Annotated in this window: 1 protein-coding gene; it reads right to left on the bottom strand. The window is 56.4% G+C overall.

Translation table 11 applies throughout. The features are described from left to right. On the bottom strand, nt 1–388 hold a 388-nt coding region (locus D0T87_RS23820), incomplete at both ends, for a fimbrial protein (protein ID WP_163178669.1).

Raw genomic sequence — 388 nt, 5'->3', positions numbered from 1 at the left:
CAGGGTAGCAGCTTCTATGATACTACGGGCACCGGCCAATACCACCAGGTCGTATTCACCCCGGCGCAAGGTCACGGTAAAGGTCTTGGCATTTCCGGTACCTGTGATCTGACTACCGCTACATCCGGCGGTATATACATAGGTACCGCCGTTCTTACCGAACACCAATACGTCGATTTCAGTAACCGCGTTCTCCCCGTCTTCGGAGAGTGCACGAGTGTTGGGCAGGGCGCGGGTATCAGGTACACTTTCGCCGGGCAGCCGAAGGGAGAAGGTGACCAGGGCGTCACCTTTTCCCGTTGGGGTGATTTCTTCTTCATGCCCTGTACACGCTACCAGCGTGAAGAGCAGTAGGAACGCCACTGCGGGCAGCAGCTTCACTAATCGT

Source organism: Bacteroides sp. 51 (genome assembly GCF_010500965.1).
In the GTDB taxonomy this organism is placed as follows: Bacteria; Bacteroidota; Bacteroidia; order Bacteroidales; family Bacteroidaceae; genus Bacteroides.
This window is presented reverse-complemented; position numbering and strand designations above follow the sequence as displayed.